This window comes from Pseudomonas sp. 20P_3.2_Bac5 (genome assembly GCF_025466035.1).
GTDB lineage: Bacteria > Pseudomonadota > Gammaproteobacteria > Pseudomonadales > Pseudomonadaceae > Aquipseudomonas.
Genome location: NZ_JANLOA010000009.1, coordinates 100,384 through 119,594, shown reverse-complemented (window position 1 = coordinate 119,594; position 19,211 = coordinate 100,384). Strand labels below are relative to the sequence as shown.

The window sequence follows — 19,211 nt, the reverse complement described above, 5'->3', positions numbered from 1 at the left end:
CGCGCCGGGCACCCACCGCCACCGGCTGCGCCGGCATTTCACCCCACTGGCCGGCGCCTGTCGCGTCTTGTGCCGGGGGTTGCTGGCCGGTTTGCGGCGCTGGCGCCGGAGGCTGGCTGCTGCCGGCCTCCGGCTCGCGACGACGATGGCGCAAGGCAAACTCCGCCACCGCGTCGATATCCTCATCTTCGATAGCACTGGCGCCACGCCAGGCGGCATGGGCGCGGGCCGCGCGCCACCAGACCAGATCAGCGCGCAGACCGTCCACGGCAGCGGCGAAGCAACGCGCGGTAATCAGCTCCAGCGAACGATCATCCAGCTCGATCGAGGCCAGACGCTGGCGCGCCGCCTGACAACGCTGGCGCAGCTCGGCCTGGGCCGGCGCCCACTCGGCGCAGAACGCCGCCGGGTCAGTGTCGAAGGCCAGTCGGCGGCGCAGGATCTGCCCGCGCGCCTCTGGCAGCGGCTGGCCGTGCAGGACGACGTTGAAGCCGAAGCGGTCGAGCAATTGCGGACGCAACTCGCCCTCTTCCGGGTTCATGGTGCCAATCAGCACGAAGCGCGCGCTGTGCCGGTGCGACAGGCCATCGCGCTCAATGCGGTTGGTGCCGCTGGCGGCGACGTCCAACAGCAGGTCCACCAGATGATCCGGCAGCAGGTTCACTTCGTCGACGTACAACACGCCGCCATCGGCCTTGGCCAGCACGCCGGGGGAAAACTGCACCCGGCCCTGCCCCAGCGCGGCATCCAGGTCGAGGGTACCGACCAGGCGCTCTTCGCTGGCGCCCAGCGGCAACGTGACGAACGGCCCTTCACCGAGCAGGTCCGCCAGGCCACGGGCCAGGGTGCTCTTGGCCATGCCACGCGGCCCCTCGATCAGCACGCCGCCGATCTTCGGGTCGATGGCGGTCAGGCACAGCGCCAGTTTCAGTTCCTCGGCGCCCACCACGGCGGCCAGGGGAAAGTGCACGGGTTCGGTCATCTCAAGTCTCTTCTTCGCCGTCCAGCAACTGTTCTTCGAGGGCTTCGCGGTATTCACCCGGCTCCTCCCAGAGCCCGCGCTGCTGGGCCTCGATCAAGCGCTCGGTGATATCTCGCAGCGCCTCGGGGTTGTGCTGGCGGATAAATTCGCGGGTCGCGGCGTCAAGCACATAGGCGTCGGCCAGCGATTGGTAATGATGGTCATCGATCAGGTGCGTGGTGGCATCGAAGGCGAACAGGTTGTCCACCGTCGCCGCCAGCTCGAACGCGCCCTTGTAGCCGTGACGCTTGACCCCGTCGATCCACTTCGGATTCAGCGCCCGGGCACGGATCACCCGGTTCAACTCCTCCTTGAGGGTGCGGATGCGCGGGCGGTCCGGCTGGCTGTGGTCGCCGTGATAGCTGGCCACCGGCGCGCCGCCGAGGCTTTCCACCGCCGCGAGCATGCCGCCCTGGAACTGATAGTAGTCATTGGAATCGAGCAGGTCGTGTTCGTGGTTGTCCTGGTTCTGCAGCACCGCCTGCACCTGGCTCAGGCGCTTGGCGAAATGGCCGCGGGCCTCGGTGCCGTCGTCGGCGCCGCCATAGGCGTAGCCGCCGTGGTTCAGGTAGACCTCGGCAAGGTCCTCGCGGCTGTGCCAGAGGCGCCCGTCAATGGCGTTCTGCACCCCGGCGCCATAGGCCCCGGGCTTGGAGCCGAAGACCCGCCAGCCCGCCTGACGCCGCGCCTGCTCCTCGTCCAGCCCGCTGGCGAGCAATTCGGCGCGCTCGCTGCGCACCCGCGCCGCCAGCGGGTTGAAGTCATCCGGCTCGTCCAGCGCCGCTACTGCCTGTACCGCGGCATCGAACAGCTTGATCAGGTTGCCGAAAGCATCGCGGAAGAACCCCGAAACACGCAGGGTCACGTCCACCCGCGGCCGGTCCAGCAGGCTCACCGGCAGAATCTCGAAGTCATCGACGCGGTGGCTGCCGGCCGCCCAAACCGGGCGCACGCCCATCAGCGCCAGGGCCTGGGCGATATCGTCGCCGCCGCTGCGCATGGTCGCCGTGCCCCACACCGACAGGCCGAGCTGGCGCAGGTGGTCGCCGTGGTCTTGCAGGTGCCGCTCGAGAATCAGGTTGGCCGAGGCGAAACCCAGGCGCCAGGCGGTAGCCGTGGGCAGGTTGCGCACATCGACGGTGTAGAAATTGCGCCCGGTGGGCAGCACGTCCAGGCGCCCGCGGCTTGGTGCGCCGCTCGGTCCGGCGGGGACGAAACGCCCGTCGAGGGCGGTCAGCACGCCGCGCATTTCGGCTTCGCCGCAGGCGTCCAGTTGCGGCGCCACTTGCTCGCGAAGCGCGGTCAGCAGGGTGCGCACTTCGTCCCACTGCGGTTCGTCCGGCAGTTCCGGCTCGCCGGCCAGCGTTTGTTCGATCAGTTGCGCGCCCAGCCATTCCAGACGTTCGCGAGTGTCGCCATGGGTGCGCCACGGCGCGGCGTCGAGCAACGCCAGACGCTCCGGGCGCGGGCCGTCCCACGGCAGGCCGAGGTCGCAGTCCAGCGGATCGAAGCCCAGCGCCAAGGCTCGGGCCAGTACACGCGGCAGGCTGGCATTGGCACCGCGGCCATCGCCACGGGCAACCCGCAGCAGGGCCTGCAAGGTGTCGATGCGCAGGCGTCCGCCGGGCGACTCGCCGAAGACATGCAGACCATCGCGGATCTGCGACTCCTTGAGGTCGCAGAGGTAGGTGTCCAGCCGCGGCAGCCAGACATTCGCGTCATCCAGCGCGCCGTCCAGTTGCAGCTCGCGGTCGATATGGTTGTCGCGCACCAGTTGCAGGATCTCTTTCTGCAATTCGATGGCGCGGCGCGGGTCCAGCAATTGCGCTTCGTAGTACTCGTCGGCGAGCAGCTCAAGGTTGCGCAGCGGCCCGTAGGTTTCGGCGCGGGTCAGCGGTGGCATCAGGTGATCGATGATCACCGCCTGGGTCCGTCGCTTGGCCTGGGCGCCCTCGCCCGGGTCGTTGACGATAAACGGATAGATATTCGGCAGCGGGCCGAGCAACGCGTCCGGCCAGCATTGCGCGGACAGGCCGACGCCCTTGCCCGGCAGCCATTCCAGATTGCCGTGCTTGCCGACGTGGATCAGCGCATCGGCGGCGAAGGCGTGGCGCAGCCAGAAATAGAAAGCCAGGTAGCCGTGCGGTGGCACCAGGTCCGGGTCGTGGTAGACCGCGCTCGGGTCGAGTTGGTAACCCCGCGCTGGCTGAATGCCGACGAAGGTCAGGCCCAGGCGCAGGCCGGCGACCATCATCCGCCCGCCACGGAACATCGGGTCCTGCTGCGGTTCGCCCCAGCGCTCGCGCACCGCCTGCTGATTGGCTTCGGGCAGTTGCGCGAACGCCGCCAGATAGTCATCCAGCGCCATGCTTTGCGCGCAGGGGCGTTGGTCGAGGCTGTCGAGGTCGTTGCTGACACCGCCCAACAGGTCGTGGATCAGCGCGGTGCCGCTGTCCGGCAACTCGTCTACCGGATAATCCTGCTGCTTCAGCGCCCGCAGGATATTCAGCGCCGCCGCCGGCGTGTCGAGGCCGACGCCATTGCCGATGCGGCCATCGCGGGTCGGGTAGTTGGCGAGGATCAGCGCCACCCGCTTCTGCGGGTTGGGCAACCGCGCCAGCTCGCACCAGCGCCGCGCCAGTTCGGCGACGAAATCCATGCGCTCGGGGTGTGCGCGGTAGCAGACCACATCGGACTGGCTGCGCTCGCTGCGCCAGGCCAGGTCCTTGAAGCTTATTGGCCGGGTGATGATGCGCCCGTCCAGCTCCGGCAAGGCGATGTGCATCGCCAGGTCGCGCGCCCCGAGGCCCTGCTCGCTGGCTTGCCAGCCGGGTTCGTTGTCCTGGGCGCAGATCGCTTGCAGCACCGGAATGTCGCGGCGGAACGGGCGCAGGTGCGGCTGCTCCGGGCTGGACTGGGCAAAGCCGGTGGTATTGAGGATCAACGCCGCGTCGGTTTCGTCCAGCCAGGCCTCGACCTGGGCCAGGCAACCGGCCTCCTTGAGGCTGGCGACCGCTATCGGCAGCGGATTGAGCCCGGCGCCGATCAAGCGCTCGCAGAACACGTCGACGAAGCCGGTATTGGCCGCCTGCAGGTGCGAGCGATAGAACAGCAGCGGCACCACCGGTTGCCCGGCGCACCAGTCGGCCCGCCAATCGGCGAGGTCCGCCTCGGCGTGATCCGGGTGATAAAGGCTGGTACGCGGCAGTTGCCGGGGCTCGTCCCAGGGGTAATCACGGCCCAGCCAGAGACTGGCAAGGCAGTTGAACAAATTCAGGGCGTTGGCCTTGCCGCCCTGGCGCAGGAAGTGCCAGAGCCGCTCGGCCTGCTCGCCGGTGACCGTGCCCAGGCTGCTCAGCTCCGGGTCCGGGCGGTCGTCGCCCGGTACCAGAATCAGTTGCACGCCGCGCTCGGCCAGGGCCACCAGTTGCTCGACGCCGTAGCGCCAATAGCCGATGCCGCCATGCAGCGACACCAGGATGACCTTGGCGTGGCGCAGCACCTGATCGACATACAGGTCGACCGACGCATGGTTCTGCACCTGCATCGGATTGGCCAGGCGCAGGCTGGGGTAGTCGTCCGGCAGCTCGCGGGCGGTTTCCGCCAGCAGCGCCAGGTGCGAGTCACCGCTGCAAAGGATCACCAGCTCGGCGGGAGTCTGCCCGAGGTCGGCAATGCTGTCGTCCGGCACGAAGCCGCCGGGCTGGGTCCGCAGCAGGTGCATGGATCAGGCGCCCAGGGCCGCGCGCAGACGGGCTTGCAGCGCCTCGGCGTCGAGTTCCTGACCGATCAGCACCAGGCGCGTGACCCGCGCTTCGTCACTGCGCCAGGCGCGGTCGAAGTGTTTGTCGAAGCGCGTACCAACGCCCTGGATCAGCAGGCGCATCGGCTTGCCGGGAATCGCCGCGAAACCCTTGACCCGCAGAATGCCGCTGTCCACCACCAACTGGGTGAGGGCGTCGAGCAGCAGGGCTTCGTCGGCTTCGGGCAGTTCCAGGGAAATGGAATCGAAGGCGTCGTGGTCGTGGTCGTCGTGGTCATCATCGTCGTGATGGCTGTCGTGGTGGGTACGGCGGCCGTCGATATGGGCTTCCGACTCGGCGCCCAGGCCCAGCAGCACTTCCAGCGGCAGCACGCCTTTGCTGGCTTCGATCACCTTCACGGCAGGCGGCAGCTCTTCAGCCACTTCGGCGCGCACGGCGGCCAGGGCATCGGCAGCGATCAGGTCGGCCTTGTTGAGGACGACGAGGTCGGCGCTGGCCAGTTGGTCGGCGAACAATTCGTGCAGCGGGGATTCGTGATCCAGATTCGGGTCCAGCTTGCGCTGGGCATCGACCTGTTCCGGGAAGGCGGCGAAGGTGCCGGCGGCCACGGCCGGGCTGTCGACCACAGTGATCACCGCGTCAACGGTGCAGGCGTTGCGGATTTCCGGCCATTGGAAGGCTTGCACCAACGGCTTGGGCAGCGCCAGGCCGCTGGTTTCGATCAGGATGTGGTCGAGGTCGCCACGGCGGGCCACCAGTTCACGCATGACCGGGAAGAATTCTTCCTGAACGGTGCAGCACAGGCAGCCGTTGGCCAGTTCGTAAACCCGGCCGCAGGCTTCTTCTTCGGTACAGCCGATGCTGCACTGCTTGAGGATTTCGCCGTCGATGCCCAGCTCGCCGAATTCATTGACGATCACCGCGATACGGCGGCCCTGGGCGTTGTCCAGCATGTGCCGCAGCAAGGTGGTTTTGCCCGAGCCGAGAAAGCCGGTAACGATGGTGACGGGGAGTTTGGCCAGTGTTTTCATGTCGGATGCCCTTGGCAGGATGGCGGGCATGCGGGACGGGAGCCGCAGGCATGCAGCCTGGGCGCGTTCGCCACCGGATCACCCCGCCCGGTTGAAAGTCGGAAACTGAACGAGGCAGGTCTCCTGGCTCGCGCTGTGCCCTTCAGGGCGGCATCGACGCCTTCCCGCCGGTTCGGCAGTGGCTGTGTCGATGGGAGCAGCGCTTACAGTTGCGGGGGCAGCCGCGGCCTGGCCTGAAAAAGGCGCACCGCGTTCCCGTCTTAGCTCCGGCCCGTGCCAGAGAACCTCGAACCGGCAAGGCTACGCAGTGCCCCGAAGCCGGTCAACCGCTGTATTGACGGATGTCAACGCGCGTGATTTCCTAGCGCGATTCGTTTGGGTGCCTTTTTGTTACAAGGTGAAACGGGAAACCGGTAAATTCCGGTGCTGCCCCCGCAACGGTAAGCGAGGAAAGCGTCAAGACCACTGTGCCTGCGGGCATGGGAAGGTGACGCCACGGCGAAATGCCCTCGCAAGCCCGGAGACCGGCCTGAACAACAGCATTGACCAAACCCGCGGTGGGCGGGCGACGTTGCAGCCCCTGGGCGATTCCGGCCAGGGGTTCTTCGCGCTTGCCTGTTGCCGACAACACCAAGAGGAAAGCGCCATGCCGATCATCGCCAGTCACGCCATCGCCACCCCGACCACCCTCAGCCAGCGCATCGTCGCTGCCGTCAGCGCCTCGGTGCTGGGCCTGTGCCTGGTCTACTTCGCCGGCTTCTCGCACATCGAAGCGGTGCACAACGCCGCGCACGATACCCGTCACAGCGCCGCTTTCCCTTGCCACTGAGGCCTGCCCGAATGTTCATGCGCATCGCTCGCACCGCAGGCTTCGCCGGCCTGCTGGCCGCACTGCTGCTGACCCTGCTGCAAAGCTTCTGGGTCGCGCCGCTGATTCTCCAGGCGGAAACCTATGAAACCGCGGCCCCGGCCGTACAAGAACACGAGCACGCCGACGCCGCGGCGGGCGCGGAGCATCATCACGACGCCGAAGCCTGGTCGCCGGAAGATGGCTGGCAGCGCGTGCTGTCCACCACGGGCGGCAATCTGGTGGTCGCGGTCGGCTTTGCCCTGCTGCTCGCCGCCATGTACACGCTGCGTCGCCCAGGCCGCGTCACCACGGGTGCGCTGTGGGGGCTCGGCGGTTTCGCCGTGTTCTGCCTGGCGCCGAACCTGGGCCTGCCGCCGGAACTGCCGGGTACCGCCGCCGCCGACCTGGCCCTGCGTCAGTACTGGTGGATTGGCACCGCCGCGGCGACCGCCGTTGGCCTGGCGCTGATGGTGTTCGCCGGTAACTGGCTGCTCAAGGCCGTGGGCCTGGTGCTGCTGGTGCTGCCGCATGTGATCGGCGCGCCGCAACCGGAAGTGCACGAAAGCCTGGCACCAGAAGCGCTGGAGTCGCAGTTCATCGTCGCTTCGCTGCTGACCAATGCGGCGTTCTGGGTCGCCCTCGGCCTGATCAGCGCCTGGCTGTACCGCCGCCAGGCTGCGTGATGCCCTTCCCGCCCGGCGCAACCCCGCTGTTCGCCGGGCTGGGCTGCCGCCGCAGCAGTCCGGCCGATAATCTGGCCGGGCTGCTAAGGCGGACCTTGAAAGCCCATGACCTCCCTCTCGAAGCCCTCGCCGGCCTGGCCAGCATCGATCTCAAGCACGACGAACCCGGCCTGCTGCAACTGGCCGCGCAACTTGCCCTGCCGCTGAGTTTCTTCAGCGCCGCGCAACTGGCGCCCTTCGCCGCCCGCCTCAGCCACCGCTCGCCGGTCGCCTTTCGCCACAGCGGCTGCCATGGCGTGGCCGAGAGCTGTGCCCTGGCGCTGGCCGAACAGGTCAGCGGCCTTCCCGCACAACTGCGGGTCACCCGCATCGTCCAGGACGATATGACCCTGGCATTGGCCTGGGCGCCGTCGTTTGGCGGATAATCCGCCCCCTCTCGTTCAAGGATTTGCCATGACCGTCTATTTCATCGGCGCCGGCCCCGGCGACCCGGAGCTGATCACCGTCAAGGGCCAGCGCCTGATCCGCCAGTGCCCGGTCATCATCTACGCCGGTTCCCTGGTGCCCGCCGCAGTGCTCGAAGGGCACCAGGCCGAGACCGTCATCAACAGCGCCGAGTTGCACCTGGAGCAGATCATCGCGGCGATCAGCGCCGCCCATGCCAAGGGCCAGGACGTGGCCCGGGTGCACAGCGGCGACCCCGCCCTGTACGGCGCCATCGGCGAGCAAATTCGCCATCTGCGTGAACTGGGCATTCCTTACCAGATCATCCCCGGCGTGACCGCCACTGCGGCCAGCGCCGCCCTGCTCGGCTGCGAACTGACACTGCCGGACATCGCCCAGAGCGTGATCCTCACCCGCTTCGCCGACAGCTCCCCTATGCCCGAAGGTGAAGCGCTGGCCAGCCTGGCCAGCCACAAGACAACCATGGCGATTCACCTCGGGGTGCGGCATCTGCCAAAGATCGTCGAGCAACTGCGCCCGCATTACGGCGGCGACTGCCCGATCGCCGTGGTCCATCGCGCCACCTGGCCGGACCAGGACTGGGTGCTGGGCACGCTGGACGACATCGTCGAGCAGACGGAACGCAAAGGATTCCGCCGCACGGCGCTGATCCTGGTGGGCCGGGTGCTTGCCAGCGACAATTTCAGTGAGTCCGCGCTTTACCGGGCGGGCCACGCGCATCTGTACCGTCCCTGACCGCGCTATTGCATTGCCATCAGCGTTGCTTCAATTTAACGCTTCGGCATACCTCAAAGGACTACCTTCAATGCTTGAACTGCGCCCCTGCTGTGAATGCTGCGCCACCGACCTGCCAGGCGACAGCCGCGATGCACTGATCTGCTCGTTCGAATGCACCTACTGCCGCAGCTGTGCGGAAGGTCAGTTGAAGGGCAAGTGCCCGAACTGCGGTGGCGAGTTGCAGCCAAGGCCTGCCAGGGTGGGCGAGAAGCTGGCGCGCAATCCGGCAACGACGGTGCGCACGGTGAAGGCCGAGGGTTGCCCGACTCATTGAAGAAAGGGCCTACGATGCAGTAATGCCCTTCGCGAGCAAGCTCGCTCCTACAGTGTAGGAGCGAGCTTGCTCGCGAAGGGTCTCGACGGGCTTAACTGACTGGCCCTATTTTGTGGCTAATGCGGCTGCAGCTTGTTCTTGATCAGCCCGACGATAAACGTCAGCACCGCCCCGCCAGCCCCGCCGCCCACCACGCTGCTGATGATCGCGGGCAAATCCAGGGTGCCTGCCGCGCCAGCCTGGGCCAGGCTCTGATCGCCGGTGAATGACGCCAGGATCTGCCCCAGCACCACGCCACCCACCCCGCCAAGAATCGAATTGAGCAGCGGCCCCATGCCTTGTTTGCTCATGCCCGCCGCGTTGCCGCCTACCACACCGCTGATGATCTGAATGATCAGACTGATGATATCCATCGCCATAGCCTCTCTTAAGCGCCTGAAATGACGACTCGCGAGCGGGTTACTTCAGATACGGCCACTACCACCGGCGTTGAGACGTCGTGGTCCGACCAACGACGGCAAGCTGTTGCGGATAACCGACAGTATATGTAGGACTTTTCAGTTGCGCGAACAGCCGCCCCCTCAGGGCTTGACGCCCTTCAACTCGTTGAGCAGCCCCAGCAGCGTTTGCAGCTTGGCGTCGCCGAACTGTTCGAGGATGCGCTGGTAGTTGCGCTCCATGTCTTCGCTCATGTCCACGAAGCACTGCTGGCCCTGCTCGGTGAGGCTGACAAAGACCCGGCGCTGGTCCTGCACGGATTTCTTGCGCCGCACCAGGCCGTCGCGCTCAAGGCGACTCAGCACGCCGGTCATGCTCGGTTTGAGAATGCAGGCCTGTTCGGCCAGTTGATGGCTTTCCAGCTCGCCTTGCTGGCGCAGGATGCGGATCACCCGCCACTGCTGCTCGGTGAGGCCGTGCGCGTTGAGCGACGGGCGGAAGAAGGCCATGGTGGCTTCGCGGGCTTGCAACAGCGTGAGGGTCAGGGACGGTCTTGGACTGGGCATGGGCAGGCTGATATCAACGGAGGTTCTGAAGCTTAAGAGCGGGGCTTTCGGGCCGCAAGGCCCGTAATGGCCACGGTGCGGACAGCGGTGAAAGGCTCGTCAAATATAATGAACTGCCGTGTCCGCTAAAAATCACATTTACCTGAGGCCAATCAGAGAGTTAAACGATAAATCAAAGGTCTTACGTTAAAAAATATGCACACGAAACGGTTAATCCGCTTGATATATTTAACGGCTCTGGCAAGCTATGCGGCAGGTTTCGACCGGGAATCGACGTTCGCGTGCACACCCGGCAGTGCTCGAAACCTCGGGTAGCGCCCTGCAGCAATCGGCGCGCCTGCACAACAATGACAGGCCGCGCCTGTCCCAAGGTGACATATGCCCAACAGCAACATTGGCAATAAGAATCAAAAAGCCCGCAAACCTGTCGTCCTGATGACCATGGGCTCTCAAGAGCGCAAGGGTCACGACTATCAAGTGATGACCCACAAGTACATCGTGCCGCTGGTCGAACACGCTGACTGCGTCCCCCTCCTGGTTCCGACCTGCTGCGGCACCGAAGACCTCGAACAGTATCTGGACATGGCTGACGGTGTGTACCTGACCGGCGCCGGCAGCAATATCGACCCGGCCCTCTACGGCCAGGAAAACCAGACTCCAGGCAAGGGTCAGGACCGCAACCGCGACCTCTTCGACCTGCCGCTGGTGCAGTTGGCCATCGCCCGTGGCCTGCCGATCTTTGGTATCTGCCGCGGCATGCAGGAAATCAACGTGGCGCTGGGTGGCGACATCTACCAGAAGGTCTACGCCGAGCCTGGCTTCAACGATCACCGGGAAAACCCGGAAGATCCGGTGGAGGTGCAGTACAGCGCGGTGCACAGCGTGCGCATCGAGCCCGGAAGCTGGTTGCAGGAACTGCTGCAGAGCGACGAGATTCGCGTCAACTCGCTGCATGGCCAAGGCCTGAAAACCCTGGGTGAAGGCGTCGAGCCGCTGGCCCGTGCCGAAGACGGCCTGGTCGAGGCGATCCATGCGCCAAGCCTGTCGCCGTTCCTGTTCGCGGTGCAGTGGCACCCGGAATGGCAAGCCGCGAAGAACCCTGATTCGGTGAGGATGTTCGAAGCGTTCGGCAATGCCTGCCGTACCCAGGCGACCAAACGGCAGCAGAGCAAGACCCAAAGCATTGCTTGAGAAAAGCCACGCAATATCATGATTTAGTTGATTTTTTAATCATGAAAAAAGCCGCATCAAGGACACCTTGATGCGGCTTTTTTGTCTGACTCAAAATCCAATCAACATTAACTAAATCATTCAAGCTGCTGAAATATAAGTATTTTTACGATAAAAGCACTGGGTTAGATTGTTCTTCTTTAACCTCACAAAACAAATCAATAAAAGATCATAACTATTTGTTTTTAATGATTTATCTAAGGAAAGCATCCATCCTCGGCGCCATTTCCGACTGCGCCCCCAGGCGCCCTTCGATCTGTCCCGCCATCGACCACACACCCGCCATTACCCCAGAGGCATGATTCTCCATCAGGCTCTGCCACTCCTCGTTCAGCGCCACATTGAGGATCACCCGCAACTGCTCGACCATTTCCGGCCGGTCGCTCTCGTGCATCATCGCGCCGATGCCGGCCGAGGCCACGGAGATCAGCAGGCCAGCCGCCTTGCCGACCGCCGCGGCTACCGCGCTGGCCGCGCCGCGCGGGGCCAACGTCGCTTCAAGACGCGTGCTGGCCTTGCTGGCCACCGACGACAGGCCGGTGTCCGAAGCCGTGGCATTGCTCGCTGCGGCCTTGCGGATCTGTTCGTCGAGGGCGAGCCAGGCGGGAAGCTGCAGGAACGGCCGCGCCGCAAGCGCCTGCTGAATGCTGGCATCCCGTGCCGGCGGCGGGCCCAGGGCAATCGCGGGAATACGGTTCAGGTGCAGGGCGAACTGCTCCGGCGGCGCCCGATAGCGCTGGGCAATGCCCTGCACTTGCTGGCCGAGCAACTGCACATAGAGTTCAGTGGCGCGTTCGCGGATCAGGTCGGGATTGATCTCTTCAGCCACCGGCTCCAGCACCCGTTCGCGATACTGCTCCTGCAGGTACAGCGCCAAGCGATTGTCCGGTTGGGTGTCGTTCTTGTTCTGGCTCATCTTGTACCAGGCGACCTTGAGGGTCAGCCATTGCTGGGTCCAATAACCGGTGAACCAGGGAATGAAGTCTTCTTCGGTGCGGGCCTGTACGCGCTCGCGCCAGACCCGCATGGAGCGGCGCGCATAATCCCCCGCCGAGCCCGTGGCGCCGCGCGAGGCCACGACGATTTCACGATCCACTTGCTGCCAGGCGGCCTGCGACAGCACCACCGGAGGTGGCTCCGGCGTGCGAGATCTGGAGCCGCAGCCACCCAGCGTCAACAACACGCCGACGAACAAAGCGACAGACAGCACAGGCTGTTTCACGATTGCGCCCCGCCGGAATCGAGGGACTACACCGGGGCACCCTGCACGGGCGCCCGCCCCGGACGCGTTCAGCGTCCGTTTTCCGAGTATAGAAGCGGCCCGTCAGGACGGTGACGACAAAAACGCCTTACCCGGCCCGCAACGGCCACTGCCCGACGGCCTGATAGCGCCCCTTGGACGATTCGTACAGCACAAATGCCTCGGCCAGCAGCCGAAACTCCGTACCCAGCGCCGTCTCCGGGACGCCATCACGGAAATCGCGCATCAGCGTCAGGTGCGGGCGAAACTCCCGCGGATCGACCTCCGTTTTCAATACTTCAAACCGGAGAAATCGTCCCCAACGCGCCAATCAGAATCGCCAACGCCAGAAACCCGAACAGAAAAATCGCCATCTTGCCCATCACTGCCTCCGATTACCTAAACAACGGTTCAGACGGGAGCAGCGCAACAACCGCCGCCAACCACGCCTTTACGGGGCTTATTGTCGGCAAGCGGCTGTTTGCATAACAGAGGCAGAAAGCACTGAAAAATACGGATCAGATGCGCCGGCGCAAAGCGCTTCAGAAACGGAAATGCCCGACCATCCCGTGCAACCGATTGCTCAGGTGCTTGAGTTCGGTGCTCGCCGCGGAGATTTCCGCGCTGGCGGTGGCGGACTCCTCGGCGGTTTCGCGCACGCGGGTCACGCTCTGGTTGATCTCCTCGGTCACCGCCGCCTGCTCTTCCGCCGCAGTGGCGATCAGTTCACTCATCTGCTGGATATTCGACACTTGGCGGGTGATGTGCTCCAGGGCCATGCCAGTGTCGCGCACGCCGGTGACGGAGGCGCTGGTCTGCTGCAGGTTGGTCTTCATCATCCCGGTGCTTTCGTCGGCGATGTGTTGCAGCGTGACGATCAGTTGCTCGATCTCGCTGGACGACGCCTGGGTCCGTTGCGCCAGGTTGCGCACTTCGTCGGCGACCACGGCGAACCCGCGCCCGGCATCGCCGGCCCGTGCCGCTTCGATGGCAGCGTTGAGCGCCAGCAGGTTGGTCTGTTCGGCCACGGCCTTGATCACGTCGAGGATCGCGCCGATACGCCCGCACTCCTGTTGCAGACGCCCCAGCGACTCCGCCGAGGTGCCGACGCCGCTGGCCATTTCCTCGATCTGGCGGATCGCCTGTTGCGACATCGCCAACACGCTGCTGACCTCGTGATCGGCGCCCTTGGCGGCGCTGGCCGCCTCTTCCGAGTTCTTCGCGACTTCCTGCACGGTCATGGCGATCTCGTTCATCGCAGTGGCCACCATGTCGGTCTCGTTGCGCTGGCTGTCGATGCCTTCCTGGGTGGTGCTGGTGATCGCCGCCAGTTGCGAGGCCGAAGCCGCCAGTTGCTGCGAGCCACAGCCAATTTGCGAAATCACTTCGCGCAGGCTGGCGTTCATGGTGTTCAACGCCCCCAGCAACACGCCCAGTTCGTCACTGCGCTCGACCTTGATGTCAGCGGTGAGGTCGCCGCCGGCGATACGCTGTGCCGCCTGCACGGCCTGGCGCAGCGGGTAGACGATCTGCCGGCTGATCAGCAGCGCGACGGCGATGCCGCAGAGGATCGCCACCAGGGTCACGACGGCCAGACCCATATGGGTGCTCTTCACTTGCTCGGAGGCGCGCGCTTCTTCGGCGTAATACAGTTCGTTGGCGCCGTCCTGCAGACGTGACAGCAACTGGTTGGCGGCGGTCAGCTCGGCCACCGAACGGGCCTGGTCGCGAGCCGTGGAGTAGGTGTCGAGGTCGGCGCGCAGCTTCTGCGCGGCGCCGAGGTCCTGGGCCGGCCAGCGGCCTTCGCGGGCATCCAGCACCAACTGGTCGAAGCCTTGTTTGAGCTTGGCGTGGTGTTCCTGGTGCAGGGCCTGGTGCTGGGCATCGCTGCTCAGGGCGAGGTTGTAGTTGGCTTCGCGGGTGAAGACGATCTCGTCGAACAGGCTACTGATGAAACTGATGCGCTTCAGCGACGCACTGCTGTTCTGCAGCCCGAAGCCCCCCAGCAGCGACAACAGCAAGGCAAACGACAACAGCAGGCCGAAACCCAGGCCGAGTTTGCGGGTAACGCTGAGGTTCTTCAGCGTGAATGCCTGTGACATACCTTTCTCCAACCTGTGAATTCATCCTCGCCGGTCCGCAGGTAACGGTAGTCGGCAAGCCCAAAAAACCGGGAGTAATGTCATGACGCTGAAGCCGTGGGGAATCAGGCCGTGTACGAAAAAGCCCGTACAGACCCTGGTGCGCAGAGGTGTTCCGAAGGGATTCACACTGGCATCCGTGCAGTTTCCCAGCGCGGGAACCGGGTGTACTTGGGCATCCGTTGCCCTGTTTTTGCCCATACTTTCAGTAAGGGAATAGTAACATTCGCAAACGATTGATCTCAATATGACACTAATGTCTGTTTGCCGCTATTGGTCCCCCTACCCTGAGCCGGATGCGGTTACCCTCAGCGCCTCGCAGATCCGCGCGAACAACCTTCGGAGCTGTATGCCGGCGACCGTCCAACAGCGCCCGCGCAAGAGGCAAAAGACCTTACTGATCATGACTTTATCGATACACGAAAGCGCGCCGAACGGGCCATCGCAGGCGTCCCCGGATTGAATGCCCCGCTGCTGGTCCGGGGCGGATCGGACACGCTGGCGGACGCCTTGAACGGTGGGATAAGCCCGACGATTCCGGAGGGACATAGAAAAGAGTTGCAACAATTACCCGACTCAGACGCCCACGCAGTCGATCAAACGCCGCAGAAACACACCGCGCCATCGGGGATCGTCCAGCATCCGCGCCAGCAACCCACTGTGCGGCGCATCCGGGACGACCAGCAGCGAGCGCCATTCGGCATTGACCGCCGCGTCGTGCAGCCGTTGCGGAATCTCCGGCGGCACTACTTCGTCCTGGCCGGCAGCGATCACCAGCAGGCGGCCGCGGAAACGCGAAAGCGTCATCCAGGCATCGCTGTCGGCCCAACTGCGTGGCTGGCGGATCAGTCGGGAAAATGCCGGGCCGAATGGCACGTCGTAGGCCTCAGGGCAATAAACACCGGGGACCACCAGCACCAGCGCCCGCAAATCAAGGGCTTCGCTGAGACGGATGGCGTTGTAGGCGCCCATGCTCGACCCGATGATTGCCGTCGGTCTTCGGGTTGCTTCGATTACCGCCCGGGCCTGGGCAGTGCGCTCCTGCAGCGAGGTGCCGAACTTGTCGCCCCCGGTCCGGCCGTGACCGATGCAATCGAACGCCGTGGAACCCACGCCGTGCTGCGCCAGTTCAGCGCGCACGCCGTCGAATATCCCCGCCTGCGCCGCGCCGCCACCATGAATCGCCAGCAGGTGCGCCGAACCGCTGCCGGAGCGGTGATCGACAAACAGCCGATCATGACCGTGAGCAACCTCGAGCGGGACGAGCGACTGTTCTGGCATGGCGATAGATTTTCTACTGGCTGGACGATGGAAAACTGACTCTCTGGCCGGTCGCGTGGCTGCTAGCCTTGGTCCAGCTTAAACCTCGAATCACAGGAGCATGATCAATGACGGTAGAAAAAGTGGCGATCATCACCGCCGGCGGCAGCGGCATGGGCGCGGCGGCGGCACGCCGGCTGGCGGCGGACGGCTTCAAGGTCGGCATCCTCTCCTCCTCCGGCAAGGGCGAGGCGCTGGCCGAAGAACTGGGCGGCATCGGCGTGACCGGCTCCAACCAATCCAACGACGACCTCAGGCAACTGGTGGACCAGGTGCAGGCGCGCTGGGGTCGCATCGACGTGCTGGTCAACAGCGCCGGCCATGGCCCGCGGGCGCCGATCCTGGAAATCAGCGACGACGACTGGCACCGCGGCCTCGACACCTACCTGCTCAACGTGATCCGCCCGACCCGCCTGGTGACGCCGATCATGCAGCGCCAGCGCGACGGCGTGATCATCAATATCTCCAGCGCCTGGGCGTTCGAGCCGAGCGAGATGTTCCCCACCTCCGCCGTGTTCCGCGCCGGCCTGGCCTCGTTCAGCAAGATCTTTGCCGACACCTACGCCCGCGACAACCTGCGCATGAACAACGTCCTCCCCGGCTGGATCGACAGCCTCCCGGCCACCGAGGAACGCCGCGCCAGCGTGCCGTTGCAGCGCTACGGCAGCAGCGAGGAAATCGCCGCCACCGTGGCCTTCCTCGCCTCGCCGGGCGCGGCCTATATCACCGGGCAGAACCTGCGGGTCGACGGCGGGATTACCCGTTCGGTGTAAACCATGCCGGTCCCGGGGCGGGACCGGCGCGCTTCAATACACCACGCCCACCGGGTACACGAAGGCGTTCACGTCATAGAACGGCGTGCGCTGATAGAACCAGCTCAAGCGCGCCCGCGGGTCGGCGGCGAACGCCGGATCGTCGTTGAGCTTGCGCTCAAACTCGACCTTGAGCGCCGGGCTTTCCTCCAACATCTTCCGCGCCATGGGCTCCATCACGTATTCCTCGGGCTCTTCCGCCACCACCAGGGTCGAGTTGAAAAAGCCCCAGGCCCAGAACGAATCGGGACTTTCCGGGTACAGCAGGTTGATCGCCAGCACACCGAGCGGCTGGTCGACATTGATCACCACCGACCCCGCCGGGAAGGTCTGCAGTCGCTCGAACGGTTTGGCCACGCCGCTGACCAGCAGATGCCCCTCGTAGCCGGGAATCTCGTTGCTCTTGGCCCGGTCCGGTTCGAAGCCGCCCGCCACTTTCACCTCGTCCATGCGGTACAGGGTCACGGCCACGGCGGTGGGCTTGTCGAGGGTGCGCATGTCGATGCCATGGGCCTTGAGGCGGGCGATCACCTCGCGCCACTGCGCCGGCACGATGTACTGCTTCGGCCGTTTGGTGATCAGGTCCGGCTCGCTGTTGCCGGTGACCGGCACTTCGAGGTTCTTCGGCTGATTGCTCCAAACGATGGTCTTGGTCCCGGTGATCGGCGAGGTGTCGTAGCGGTAGTCGCCCACGGTGAACGGCACGGTCTCGGCCTTGCCCGGCTTCCAGGTCAGGATCACATCCTTCTGCGCCGCCAGGCGGGCGCGGTCCTTGGCGATGGCGGCGCGTAGCGAAGTCGACTGCTCGCCGATCACTTGGAACATGCGCTTGAGCATCACGTAGTTGCCCAGCACCTGGGTCTTGTACGGGTGCAAGGCGTGCTGTTCGATGAGGATCGACGGCACGTTGCGGATATCGCCGTACTGGTTGGAGAACCGCGCCAGGTCGGTGCGGTACGGGTAATAGCCCTGGGTCGGGTCCTGGTTGTCGTTGAAGCTGATGCACTCATGAACCACATGGCCTTCGTCCTGCAACGCACGGTACACCGGCGCTTTCATCACTTCGTCCATCCACGCGCTGCTGGCCGGCGACCAGCCGTTGCCGTTGTGGCAATACGAGCTGTCGTAGGGGTACATGGCGCCGTCGGTGGAATGGGTGTCAGCGAAGAAGCTCAGTTCGTAGGTGTTGAACACCCAGGCGACGTTGCGGATCTCGGCACTGTCGAGCTTGGTGAAGTCGCGGTTGAGGTTGTAGTTCAGGCCATTGACCCGCCAGCCGCTGACGTCCGGGCCGTTCTGGTTGATGCGGCCGTAGGGGCTGCGGCGCACATCGCCGTCGATATTGACGGTGGGAATGAAGAGGATATTGACCCGGTCCAGCAGCCCGGCCAGCGCTTTGTCGCCGTTGGTCATATCGCGCAGCAGCATGAACATGGCGTCCTTGCCGTTGGACTCGCCGGGGTGAATCTCGGCCTCGACGAAAATGGTCGGCTTGCCGGACTTCTTCAGCCCGGCGGGTGACTTGTCGGCGCTGGTGGAGGCCACCGCCAGCAGCATCGGGTAACCTTCGGCGCTCTTTTCCGGCAGGTCGCTAAGCACCACCCGACCACCAGACGCGGCGGCCAGTTTTTTCAGCCAGGCGCGGGTTTGTTCGTAGGTGCTGGTCTGGTGGAAATCACTGGCTTCGGCCACCGTGATCAGCGGGTTGTCGGCCTTGGCGATGTACTGCGTGCTGGTGAGTTGCTGTTCGAACATCGCCGGCAGGATGCGTTGCTTCGCCGCTTGCAGGTAGCCGCTGTCGTCGATATAGGCCGGCGCGCCGGGCAAGGCGGCCTGGACCGGCAGACTGGCACCGAGCGACAGCGCGGCGAAAAGCAGGTGCGGGTGCTTCATCTTGAGTTCCTTCTCACACGGGGACTGGCAACCTTAGAACACATCGAGTGAAGGCCGCCAGATCTCCCTCAGCCCGTCACCCCACCTTCGCCGCCTCCAGCATCCCCCGGTCAACGATGAAGTCGATCAGCGTCTGCAAACCATGCCCGGTCTTCAGGTTGGTGAACGCCCACGGCCGTTCGGGGCGCATGCGCTGGGTGTCGCGTTCCATCACTTCCAGCGAAGCACCGACATACGGCGCGAGGTCGATCTTGTTGATCACCAGGAAATCCGACTTGGTGATGCCCGGCCCGCCCTTGCGCGGGATTTTCTCGCCTTCGGCGACGTCGATCACGTAGACCGTGAGGTCCGCCAGCTCCGGGCTGAAGGTGGCACTGAGGTTGTCACCGCCGCTCTCGACGAAGATCACGTCCAGGTTGCCGAAGGTGCGCGCCAGTTCTTCCACCGCCGCCAGGTTCATCGAGGCGTCTTCGCGGATCGCGGTGTGCGGGCAGCCGCCGGTTTCCACGCCGACGATGCGCTCCGGCGCCAGGGCGCCAGCCTCGGTGAGGATGCGCTGGTCTTCCTTGGTGTAGATGTCGTTGGTCACCACGGCGATTTCGTAGTGGTCGCGCATGGCCTTGCACAGCGCTTCGAGCAGCGCGGTCTTGCCGGACCCGACCGGGCCGCCGACGCCGACACGCAGGGGTTGTTTGTAACTTTGCAT

General features: G+C 64.8%; 17 protein-coding genes, 1 pseudogene and 2 riboswitches. Of the genes and pseudogenes, 7 read left to right on the top strand and 11 right to left on the bottom strand.

Annotated features, from left to right (window positions below; translation table 11 throughout):
- The 3 genes from NTD88_RS01530 to cobW form a co-directional block, all read right to left on the bottom strand.
- A partial coding sequence (locus NTD88_RS01530) for an ATP-binding protein (RefSeq protein ID WP_262191703.1) occupies positions 1-982 on the bottom strand: 982 nt, incomplete at its 3' end.
- 1 nt (position 983) lies between these two features.
- Complete coding sequence (gene cobN, locus NTD88_RS01525; protein ID WP_262155225.1) at positions 984-4,745, bottom strand: cobaltochelatase subunit CobN; 3,762 nt, start codon at positions 4,743-4,745, stop codon at positions 984-986.
- A 3-nt stretch (positions 4,746-4,748) separates the two neighbouring features.
- Entirely contained in the window at positions 4,749-5,816 is a 1,068-nt protein-coding gene (gene cobW, locus NTD88_RS01520; RefSeq protein WP_262155224.1) for a cobalamin biosynthesis protein CobW, read from the bottom strand.
- A 95-nt stretch (positions 5,817-5,911) separates the two neighbouring features.
- Positions 5,912-6,120, bottom strand: a riboswitch (cobalamin riboswitch).
- A gap of 56 nt (positions 6,121-6,176) precedes the next feature.
- Positions 6,177-6,364, top strand: a riboswitch (cobalamin riboswitch).
- Between the two features lie 98 nt (positions 6,365-6,462).
- Between cobW and NTD88_RS01515 the strand changes: the two genes are divergently transcribed.
- From NTD88_RS01515 to NTD88_RS01495, 5 genes are all read left to right on the top strand, one after another.
- On the top strand, positions 6,463-6,645 hold the full coding sequence (locus NTD88_RS01515; protein WP_095153598.1) for a CbtB-domain containing protein: 183 nt from the start codon (positions 6,463-6,465) through the stop codon (positions 6,643-6,645).
- Between the two features lie 11 nt (positions 6,646-6,656).
- A complete protein-coding gene (locus NTD88_RS01510) occupies positions 6,657-7,349 on the top strand; it encodes a CbtA family protein (RefSeq protein ID WP_262155223.1) in 693 nt (230 codons plus the stop codon).
- A complete protein-coding gene (locus NTD88_RS01505) occupies positions 7,349-7,774 on the top strand; it encodes a cobalamin biosynthesis protein (RefSeq protein WP_262155222.1) in 426 nt (141 codons plus the stop codon). Before NTD88_RS01510 ends, NTD88_RS01505 begins: the two co-directional genes overlap by 1 nt.
- A gap of 28 nt (positions 7,775-7,802) precedes the next feature.
- Entirely contained in the window at positions 7,803-8,549 is a 747-nt protein-coding gene (gene cobM / locus NTD88_RS01500; RefSeq protein WP_095153601.1) for a precorrin-4 C(11)-methyltransferase, read from the top strand.
- Between the two features lie 70 nt (positions 8,550-8,619).
- A complete protein-coding gene (locus tag NTD88_RS01495; RefSeq protein WP_095153602.1) occupies positions 8,620-8,865 on the top strand; it encodes a DUF1272 domain-containing protein in 246 nt (81 codons plus the stop codon).
- 116 nt (positions 8,866-8,981) lie between these two features.
- Here NTD88_RS01495 and NTD88_RS01490 read toward each other — a convergent pair whose 3' ends face one another.
- Both NTD88_RS01490 and hpaR read right to left on the bottom strand, forming a co-directional pair.
- Positions 8,982-9,278, bottom strand: a complete 297-nt coding sequence (locus tag NTD88_RS01490) for a hypothetical protein (RefSeq protein ID WP_371864249.1) — start codon at positions 9,276-9,278, stop codon at positions 8,982-8,984.
- Between the two features lie 168 nt (positions 9,279-9,446).
- The gene (gene hpaR / locus NTD88_RS01485; protein WP_262155221.1) at positions 9,447-9,869 is read right to left on the bottom strand and encodes a homoprotocatechuate degradation operon regulator HpaR; all 423 of its coding nucleotides are present in this window, start codon (positions 9,867-9,869) and stop codon (positions 9,447-9,449) included.
- 378 nt (positions 9,870-10,247) lie between these two features.
- Here hpaR and NTD88_RS01480 point away from each other — a divergent pair, with 378 nt between their 5' ends.
- Entirely contained in the window at positions 10,248-11,060 is an 813-nt protein-coding gene (locus NTD88_RS01480; RefSeq protein ID WP_175650110.1) for a gamma-glutamyl-gamma-aminobutyrate hydrolase family protein, read from the top strand.
- A gap of 232 nt (positions 11,061-11,292) precedes the next feature.
- Here NTD88_RS01480 and NTD88_RS01475 read toward each other — a convergent pair whose 3' ends face one another.
- From NTD88_RS01475 to NTD88_RS01460, 4 genes and pseudogenes are all read right to left on the bottom strand, one after another.
- Positions 11,293-12,321 (bottom strand): hypothetical protein, encoded by a 1,029-nt coding sequence (locus tag NTD88_RS01475; RefSeq protein WP_262155220.1) that lies wholly within the window; start codon positions 12,319-12,321, stop codon positions 11,293-11,295.
- 127 nt (positions 12,322-12,448) lie between these two features.
- Positions 12,449-12,616: pseudogene (locus tag NTD88_RS01470) on the bottom strand (RNA 2',3'-cyclic phosphodiesterase); the annotation flags it as partial.
- A 265-nt stretch (positions 12,617-12,881) separates the two neighbouring features.
- Positions 12,882-13,940: a methyl-accepting chemotaxis protein gene (locus tag NTD88_RS01465; RefSeq protein WP_410017241.1), complete on the bottom strand. Its 1,059-nt coding sequence runs from the start codon at positions 13,938-13,940 to the stop codon at positions 12,882-12,884.
- Between the two features lie 1,116 nt (positions 13,941-15,056).
- Entirely contained in the window at positions 15,057-15,761 is a 705-nt protein-coding gene (locus NTD88_RS01460; RefSeq protein ID WP_262155218.1) for an alpha/beta fold hydrolase, read from the bottom strand.
- 107 nt (positions 15,762-15,868) lie between these two features.
- Between NTD88_RS01460 and NTD88_RS01455 the strand changes: the two genes are divergently transcribed.
- Positions 15,869-16,573: an SDR family oxidoreductase gene (locus tag NTD88_RS01455; protein WP_262155217.1), complete on the top strand. Its 705-nt coding sequence runs from the start codon at positions 15,869-15,871 to the stop codon at positions 16,571-16,573.
- A 33-nt stretch (positions 16,574-16,606) separates the two neighbouring features.
- Here NTD88_RS01455 and NTD88_RS01450 read toward each other — a convergent pair whose 3' ends face one another.
- Both NTD88_RS01450 and ureG read right to left on the bottom strand, forming a co-directional pair.
- Positions 16,607-18,505, bottom strand: a complete 1,899-nt coding sequence (locus NTD88_RS01450; protein WP_262155216.1) for a M14 family metallopeptidase — start codon at positions 18,503-18,505, stop codon at positions 16,607-16,609.
- Between the two features lie 76 nt (positions 18,506-18,581).
- Complete coding sequence (gene ureG, locus NTD88_RS01445) at positions 18,582-19,211, bottom strand: urease accessory protein UreG (RefSeq protein WP_262128757.1); 630 nt, start codon at positions 19,209-19,211, stop codon at positions 18,582-18,584.

What these genes read in the sequence shown, in the direction of transcription:
- cobN (WP_262155225.1), bottom strand. Translation starts at nt 4,745, where the DNA reads ATGCACCTGCTGCGGACCCAGCCCGGCGGCTTCGTGCCGGACGACAGC.
- cobW (WP_262155224.1), bottom strand. Translation starts at nt 5,816, where the DNA reads ATGAAAACACTGGCCAAACTCCCCGTCACCATCGTTACCGGCTTTCTC.
- NTD88_RS01515 (WP_095153598.1), top strand. Translation starts at nt 6,463, where the DNA reads ATGCCGATCATCGCCAGTCACGCCATCGCCACCCCGACCACCCTCAGC.
- NTD88_RS01510 (WP_262155223.1), top strand. Translation starts at nt 6,657, where the DNA reads ATGTTCATGCGCATCGCTCGCACCGCAGGCTTCGCCGGCCTGCTGGCC.
- NTD88_RS01505 (WP_262155222.1), top strand. Translation starts at nt 7,349, where the DNA reads ATGCCCTTCCCGCCCGGCGCAACCCCGCTGTTCGCCGGGCTGGGCTGC.
- cobM (WP_095153601.1), top strand. Translation starts at nt 7,803, where the DNA reads ATGACCGTCTATTTCATCGGCGCCGGCCCCGGCGACCCGGAGCTGATC.
- NTD88_RS01495 (WP_095153602.1), top strand. Translation starts at nt 8,620, where the DNA reads ATGCTTGAACTGCGCCCCTGCTGTGAATGCTGCGCCACCGACCTGCCA.
- NTD88_RS01490 (WP_371864249.1), bottom strand. Translation starts at nt 9,278, where the DNA reads ATGGATATCATCAGTCTGATCATTCAGATCATCAGCGGTGTGGTAGGC.
- hpaR (WP_262155221.1), bottom strand. Translation starts at nt 9,869, where the DNA reads ATGCCCAGTCCAAGACCGTCCCTGACCCTCACGCTGTTGCAAGCCCGC.
- NTD88_RS01480 (WP_175650110.1), top strand. Translation starts at nt 10,248, where the DNA reads ATGCCCAACAGCAACATTGGCAATAAGAATCAAAAAGCCCGCAAACCT.
- NTD88_RS01465 (WP_410017241.1), bottom strand. Translation starts at nt 13,940, where the DNA reads ATGGGTCTGGCCGTCGTGACCCTGGTGGCGATCCTCTGCGGCATCGCC.
- NTD88_RS01460 (WP_262155218.1), bottom strand. Translation starts at nt 15,761, where the DNA reads ATGCCAGAACAGTCGCTCGTCCCGCTCGAGGTTGCTCACGGTCATGAT.
- NTD88_RS01455 (WP_262155217.1), top strand. Translation starts at nt 15,869, where the DNA reads ATGACGGTAGAAAAAGTGGCGATCATCACCGCCGGCGGCAGCGGCATG.
- NTD88_RS01450 (WP_262155216.1), bottom strand. Translation starts at nt 18,505, where the DNA reads ATGAAGCACCCGCACCTGCTTTTCGCCGCGCTGTCGCTCGGTGCCAGT.
- ureG (WP_262128757.1), bottom strand. Translation starts at nt 19,211, where the DNA reads ATGCAAAGTTACAAACAACCCCTGCGTGTCGGCGTCGGCGGCCCGGTC.